At 65.3% G+C, this 7,080-nt stretch carries 8 protein-coding genes; 5 read left to right on the top strand and 3 right to left on the bottom strand.

Going from position 1 to position 7,080, the window contains the following annotated elements; all coding sequences use genetic code 11:
- On the top strand, positions 1–732 hold a 732-nt coding region (locus tag AC16XC_RS13270), incomplete at its 5' end, for a glycosyltransferase family 2 protein (RefSeq protein ID WP_484035141.1).
- On the top strand, positions 729–1,508 hold the full coding sequence (locus AC16XC_RS13265; RefSeq protein WP_484035140.1) for a glycosyltransferase family 2 protein: 780 nt from the start codon (positions 729–731) through the stop codon (positions 1,506–1,508). The genes AC16XC_RS13270 and AC16XC_RS13265, both read left to right, overlap by 4 nt.
- Here AC16XC_RS13265 and AC16XC_RS13260 read toward each other — a convergent pair.
- Together AC16XC_RS13260 and AC16XC_RS13255 are read right to left on the bottom strand one after the other, a co-directional pair.
- Positions 1,472–2,545, bottom strand: a complete 1,074-nt coding sequence (locus AC16XC_RS13260) for a glycosyltransferase family 4 protein (RefSeq protein WP_484035139.1) — start codon at positions 2,543–2,545, stop codon at positions 1,472–1,474. The two genes, AC16XC_RS13265 and AC16XC_RS13260, sit on opposite strands and share 37 nt — an antisense overlap.
- A gap of 67 nt (positions 2,546–2,612) precedes the next feature.
- Complete coding sequence (locus AC16XC_RS13255; RefSeq protein WP_484035138.1) at positions 2,613–3,635, bottom strand: glycosyltransferase family 2 protein; 1,023 nt, start codon at positions 3,633–3,635, stop codon at positions 2,613–2,615.
- 153 nt (positions 3,636–3,788) lie between these two features.
- Between AC16XC_RS13255 and AC16XC_RS13250 the strand changes: the two genes are divergently transcribed.
- The 3 genes from AC16XC_RS13250 (at position 3,789) to AC16XC_RS13240 (ending at position 6,683) form a co-directional block, all read left to right on the top strand.
- Positions 3,789–4,694 carry a DMT family transporter gene (locus AC16XC_RS13250; protein ID WP_484035137.1) on the top strand — a complete coding sequence of 302 codons (906 nt, stop codon included), beginning with the start codon at positions 3,789–3,791 and terminating at the stop codon, positions 4,692–4,694.
- Positions 4,691–5,590: a DMT family transporter gene (locus AC16XC_RS13245; RefSeq protein ID WP_484035136.1), complete on the top strand. Its 900-nt coding sequence runs from the start codon at positions 4,691–4,693 to the stop codon at positions 5,588–5,590. The genes AC16XC_RS13250 and AC16XC_RS13245 overlap by 4 nt, the downstream gene beginning before the upstream one ends.
- 250 nt (positions 5,591–5,840) lie before the next feature.
- Positions 5,841–6,683, top strand: coding sequence for an FkbM family methyltransferase (locus AC16XC_RS13240; protein ID WP_484035135.1), 843 nt, complete (start codon positions 5,841–5,843; stop codon positions 6,681–6,683).
- 55 nt (positions 6,684–6,738) lie between these two features.
- Here the strand turns inward: AC16XC_RS13240 and AC16XC_RS13235 are convergent.
- The coding region (locus AC16XC_RS13235) for a hypothetical protein (RefSeq protein WP_484035134.1) at positions 6,739–7,080 on the bottom strand (342 nt) is incomplete at its 5' end.

Raw genomic sequence — 7,080 nt, 5'->3', positions numbered from 1 at the left:
AGCATCGTCACCGCGAGCTTCAACGCGCTCGGCGGGTTGCGCACGACCGTCGGCAGCGTTGCCGAGCAGGATTTCGACCGTGTCGAACACATCGTCATCGATGGCGGTTCGAGCGACGGAACGCGCGAATACCTCGAGAGCCTGGGCGACAGCGTGCGCTGGGTGAGCGAACCCGATGCCGGCATTGCCGATGCGCTGAACAAGGGGACCGCGTTGGCGCGGGGCGATTATGTGCTCGTCCTGCAGGCCGAGGACCGCTTCGCGGCACCGGACAGCATTTCCCGGGCCGCAGCGCACCTCGATGGCGCGGATGTCGTCAGTTTCGACGTCGAGGTCGATCGATCGGGAAGCACCCATCGTTATCGCTCCCATGGGTTCGGCGAAAAGCTCGAGTGGTTTGCGGCGATTCCCCATCAGGGAGCATTCATTCGCCGCGCCTTGTTCGCGGAAATCGGGGATTACGATTCATCGCTCACAATCGGGATGGATTACGATTTCCTCCTGCGGGCGAAGCGTTCGGGTGCTTCCTGCAAGGTCGTTCCCGAAGTGCTTTCGCTGATGCCCGCAACGGGAATCAGCGCGAAACTCGATTGGGGCAGCCTGAGAGTGCGGCTCGACGAGAACCGCAAGATCCAGACGCGGCATGCGCAATCGGCGTCGCGGCTGCTCCTCCAGGCACTGTTCTGGAAGGCATACCTGCCCTACAAGCGGCTGCGCCATCTTGGATCATGATCACCTTCGTCCTGCCCTATTATAACGAGGCCGATTTCATCGGAGCGACGCTCGCGAGCCTCGCCCGGCAGGAGGACCGGCGCTTTGCCCTGGTCCTGGTTGACAACGCATCGAGCGACAACGGGACCGGCGTTGCGCGAGCCATTGCGGCCGACATGCCGGATATCGATATCCGCTTCATCGCCGAGCCGGAGCCGGGCAAGCTCAATGCATTGAGGGCAGGAATGCGGGTGGCGCAGACCGAATTCGTCGGCACATTGGATGCCGACACGATCTACCCGCCGCATTATGTCGCGCGGGTGCTCGGCTTGTTCGAGCGCAATCCCGCCGCCAGCATGGTGCTGGCATTCGGGCAGGCCCATGGCGAGACCCTGGCGTCATCGTCACGCTGGCTGCAGGCGAGGCTGTTCCCGCGCCATTGCCTGACCGGAGGGTTCGGCCAGGCTTTCCGCCGCGAGCTGCTGGAACGCGCCGGCGGGTTCGACCCGCAGCGCTGGCCGTATGTGCTCGAAGACCACGAAATCGTGCATCGCGTGGTGAAGCTGGGGCCGCTGGTCTATGCCCGCGACCATGTCTGTTTCCCATCGGACAGGCGGCAGGATCGCAGCGAGTGCAGCTGGAACCTGACCGAGCGAGTGCTGTACAAGGCCCTGCCCGAACGTTCGATGGACTGGTTCTTCTACCAGTTCCTGGGCCCGAGATTCGAGGAGCGGGGGCTGCGCAATATCAGGCTGCGCGATCAGGCCTGGCGCGGGGAAGACGCTGCTTCGTCGTAGATTGCCAGCACATCGCTTGCCACGCGCTCCCAACTGTATTTGCGGGACGCTGTGGCGATCGCGGTCTTCGCGAAATCCAGTCTAGTCGAACCGTCCCATTGCGCGATTTCGACGATCGCATCGCGCCATGCGGCAGGGTCGCCCGGCTCGACGAGGATGCCCGTCTCGCCGTCGATCACCGCGTCGACCAGCCCGTCGCAGCGCGCAGCGAGCACGATCCCGCCCGCCGCCGCGGCCTCCGGAGCGACCAGGCCGAAGCCTTCATATTCGCCCGAGGCCACCGGGATATTGGGAACGATAACGCACAGCGCGCGGCGATAGGCTTCGGCGAGCTCGGCTCCGGCGAGCGGTCCGAGATGGCGCACGCGCGGGTCCGCCAGCAGCGTTCGCTCGGCATCGGTCCAGACCGTGCCTGCGACATCGAGTTCGATGGCGGCGGGCAACAGCGGCAGCACCTCGCGGATGAACCAGCCGCAACCCTTGCGCTCGACCAGGCGCCCGGCAAACAGCAGGCGCCCGTTATGCGTGCCATCCACCTCTGCGCCTGCAATGTCCGTAGCCAGGGGGACGACTCGGGCATCTTTCCAGCCGGTCTCGGCGGCGACCGCGCGCGTCGCCTGCGAATTCGCAATCACGGTCGCGCGCTTCAGCAACTTCGCTCCGAGCTTGAGGTAGGTTCCGTAAAGACGGCCTTTCAGCCCGCCGCGCCGGTGATAGGAAACGTCGGTCCCATGGGCTGAGAGCACCACTTTCGTTCCGGCCCCGGCCAGCAGCCCGACCGGCCACAGCGCCATGTCGCCGATATGGAGCACGCGCGCCGCCTGCTTGCGCGCCAGCCAGCGGCGCAGGATCGTGAACGGGAAGCCGAACAGCGCCGGCGGCGAAGGCGGCATGCCGTTCGCACGTCCCTCGAGCGCCACGATTTCAATCCCGCGCTGCCTGGCGATCGCTTCGGTCAGGCGCAGCGAATAGGTCTCCATCCCGCCCATCGCCGGGGCCCATTTCCGGGTTACAAACAGGATCTCGGCTTCGCTCAATTGCACGCGCCTCGCTTGTCCTACGCGGTCATGTATCAGGCCGTGAACACCGGAGGCGGTGCTCAAGTCAAGCGGCGGAGCGGGGGCTGTCCGCTTGTCCGGCAGGCTTCCTGGCTTGTCCTTTGGTCAGCAGCGCCTCGATCCGGTCAAGCCGGTCCTCCATATAGTGCATCCGCTTGAGCCCGGCTTCGGCGAGCTTGCGGTTCGCCCCGATCAGGTCGGCGAGAATTCCGAGCAGTATTGTGACTACGCCCAGCACCAGCAAGGCGCCGCCGATCACCAGCGACTGGATGTGGCCGCCTGCCATGCCCAGCGCATAGAGGATCGCGAAGCGGATAATCGGGAGCGCGCCCAGCGCCGCGCAGAAGCCGCCCGCCACCACGAACACCCGCAGGGGATTGTAGGTAGTATAGGCGCGGGCGATCGTGATCCCGGTGTTGACGATGAATTGCGGGATCGAGCGGAACAGCCGCGATGGGCGGGCCGCCGGGTTGGTCCTGATCGCGACGCTTTCGACCTTGAGCCGCTTGCGCCCGGACTGGATCAGCATGTCGGTGGTATAGGAGAATTCGGTGGTGATCGTGATCGACTGCGCCGCCTCGCGGCTCATTGCGCGGAACCCGCTGACGGCGTCGGTCACCCCGGTGCGCGAGAGCCTGCGCACGACCGAGCTGCCGAAGCGTTGGAGCAGGCGCTTCACCGGCCCGAAATGCGCGTTGTTGCGCACGCCGCGGTCGCCGATCACGATATCCGCGCGGCCATCGACGATCGGCGCGACCAGGCTGGCGATATCCTCGCCGACATATTGGCCGTCGGCATCGGTGTTGACGATGATGTCGGCCCCGGCCCGCAGGGCAGCGTCCTTGCCCGACTGGAAGGCTGCCGCGAGGCCGCGATTGGACCGGTGGGTGACGATGTGGTGGACGCCCCATTTGCGGGCGGCAACGGCGGTGCCGTCGCTGCTGCCATCGTCGACCACGAGGATCTCGATCGTGTCGATTCCGGGGATCTGGCGCGGCAATTCGGCCAATGTCGCGGGCAGGTTTTCCGCTTCATTGAAGCATGGAATCTGGATGATCAGCTTGGTCATCGCGCAATTTGCCCCCGGTTTTCGCCCCTGTCGCGGCCCATCTCGCCCCAAAGGCGTTAAGGAAGCGTAAACTATCAGGATCGGCCTCGGCCGCGGTACTGGCGATTTCGATCATGCGCGCCTAAGGCAGGGGCGGAGATCGGGAGGTTCCGCTTGCAACACGACGAACGCGCAGGCCTGCTGTGGGTGCTGGCAGGCTTCTGCACCCTCTCGATCGGCGATGCGATCATCAAGGGCATGCCGGGGGCTTGGCCGGCCCCGGCGATGGTGCTGACGCGCTATGTCGTGGGCACGTTCCTGCTGGCGGCGTTGCTGATACGGTTCGAAGGGGTCAGATCGCTCGCCCTCCCGAAAGAACGGCTCCAATGGCTGCGCGGCGTCGCGATCAGCTGTTCGGCGATCGGGATGTTCATGGCGGTGTGGATCATGCCGCTCGCCGAAGCGACCACGATCGCCTTTACCCAACCGATGATCACCGCGGTGCTGGGGATGATCTTCCTGCGCGAAAAGGCGCGCGCAAGCACCTGGATCACCACGCTGATCGCGTTTGTCGGGGTGGTGATCGTGCTGCGGCCAAGCTTCGAGCAATTCGGCTTCGGCGCGCTGCTGCCGCTCGTCGGCGCGACCGGCATGGCGGTTACGATCATCGCCAATCGCGCCGTGCATGGCCGCGCGAGCATCCTTGCCATGCAATATTACATGTCGGTCACGGCGATGATCTTCCTGTTCTTCGCCGTGATCGCCGGCCATTTCAGCGGGGCCGAGGCCTTCGCCATGCACTGGCCGCACTGGAGCGTCGTTGCGCGCTGCGCCCTGATCGGGATCACCGCCAGCTTCGCCCAGTGGTTCATCTATATGGGCACGGCCAAGGCCGGGGCGGGGACGGTCGCGCCGATGACCTACGGCCAGTTGCTGATGGCGGTGCTGTTCGGGGCGCTGTTCTTCGACGATTATCCGGACCTGGTATCGCTCCTTGGCGCCGCGATCATTATCGGATCGGGGCTCTATTTGTGGTGGGACACGAGAAGGCGCGCGCGCAATCAGGCGCCAACGCCATGAGCAACCCCCACCGCACCGGCATGCTGATGGCGCTGGCGGGGTTTGCGCTGTTCTCGGTCGGCGATGCGATCACCAAGTCGATGACCGGGCAATGGTCGCCGATCGCGGTGGCGGCGCTGCGCTTCTGGATGGGCGCGCTGGCGCTCGGCCTGTTCCTCTGGTTCAGCGAAGGAAAACGCGCGTTCCGCCCGGCCAGCCCGTGGCTGCAGCTGGCGCGCGGGGCAAGCCTCGCGCTGGCCACTATCGGTTTCTTCACCGCGGTCTTCCTGATGCCGCTGGCGGTGGCGATTGCCATCGCCTTTGCCGCTCCGGCCTTTGCCGCATTGCTGAGCGGGCCCTTGCTCGGGGAAAAGGTTCGCCCGGCGACCTGGTGGGCGATCGCGATCGCGCTTGCCGGCGTGGTCATCGTCCTGCGGCCGAATGTTCTCGAGCTTGGCTGGGCGGCGTTGCTCCCGCTCTTGACCGCGCTGGGCATGGCGCTGCTGGTGATCACCAACCGGGCGGCGGCGGGGCAGGGGTCGGCGCTGTCGATGCAGTTCTTCCTCGCGGCGGGGGCGGCCGTGCTGCTGCTGATTGCGGCGCTGGTCGGCGGCTGGAGCGGGGTCGCCTTGCTCAGGCTGGGAGTGCCCGACTGGACTGTGGTCGCCCGTTGCGCGCTGGTGGCGGTGACGGGAACGACCGGCCATTGGCTGATCTATCTCGGCACGACCAGGGCCGGTGCGTCGTCGATCGCGCCGACCACCTATGTCCAGCTGATCACCGTCCCGCTGCTCGGTTGGGCGGCATTCGGCGATGTTCCCGACCTGGCGACCGCGATCGGCGCGCTGGTGGTGGTCGGTGCCGGGCTGCTGCTATGGTGGGACGGGCGCGACCTCGCCTCGACCCAGGAGCGGTGAACGAGAATGCTGGATGCTGCAGCGTATACGTCCGACGCGGCGAACGTCTCTTCTTCGGTCGGCACCGGGCTCTGATCGTCGGCGTAGTTCTGCGTGCTCAATCGGCTTGAGAATTGCCTGCTTTCGTGCATGTTGATCCGATGAAGGGGGACAGACCTATTGGCCGCAATGCCCTGCGCGAGATTGTGGCGCTATCGGCGACTGACGCGGGGTCGTTCCCGATTTGTACTTCCGCCCAGCTTCGATCTGCATGATCGGGCGCCCGGCACCACGGCTCGACGGACCGGAAATTCCGCGCAAGGGCCAGGCAGGGCTGGACGAATGCGCGCTCGTGTTCGATGTGCTCGATGCCGCGCGCAAACCCGGCCTGATGATCGATGTCGGCGCCCATTTCGGCAGTTCCCTCGCCCCGTTCGCCCGGGCCGGCTGGAAGGTGCTGGCGTTCGAGCCCGATGCCGCGAACCGCGCACGGCTGGAGGAGAGAATGGCGGCGTCCCCGCAGGGATATGCCGGGGTCTGGCTTTCGCCGCTCGCCGTGAGCGATCGGGTTCTCGAGGACGTCGCGTTCTTTTCCTCCCCGGTCAGTACCGGGATCAGCGGGCTGTCGGCCTTTCATGAAACGCATAGCGAGACGGCCCGCGTCTCGACCACGACCTTGAACCACGTGGCACGGGAACACGAACTGACTGCGATCGATTTTCTCAAGATCGATGTCGAAGGACATGAAATGTCTGTCCTGTCGGGCCTCGATTTCGACTCCTTGCGCCCGCGTGCGATCGTCGCGGAGTTCGAGGATAGCAAGACGGTTCCGAACGGTTATTCGACCTGGGACCTTGCCACGTTTCTTGCGGATCGTGGCTATTGCGTGTTCGTGAGCGAGTGGCATCCGATCGAACGCTATGGCGTCCGCCATCAGTGGCGTCGCTTCATGCGCTGGCCGGTCGAGGTCCCGGCGGATGCATGGGGGAACCTGGTGGCTTTCGCTGAGCCACCGGGCGAGGAAAGTCTGAACGTCGCGCTGTTGCGGAACGTTACCTTCCCCAGGTCACGCTTCCGCTCGCTCATAAGTCGAATCCGCCGATTGGTGCGTTGAAACAATAATCAGTCGGCTTCCCTCGACGCGGCTCCGGAATACCGGCGTCGGCCTGCTATGGACGCGGCTTCCGGATCAGGACACTTGCCGCCGAAAGAATGCCGAAGTCCGATGACAGGAAGGTCCTGCCCTCCAGCTTCCAGCGCAAGATGATCGGGATCATTCGCCGCTTCTCAGAAAGGAGCCGGTCCTTGATCCATGCGGGCACCTCGCTGGTGTCCTTCGCGCGTCTGGGCGGCGGGCGCAGAGCCTGGTTGCTGGTGCGCGTGGGCGGCAGATCGAGCAGGCGCCTGATCCGGTCCACCACTCTTCCGCCGCGCTCCTCGATTTGGCGCTGGTCCGTCACCAATAGCCGGTCAAATCCAGCCTCCCGGACCTTCAGCAGTGCCTCGGCAAA

This window comes from Candidatus Andeanibacterium sp. (assembly GCF_057143545.1).
Note: the sequence above shows the minus strand (reverse complement) of the source record. Positions and strands in the feature narration are given on the sequence as shown.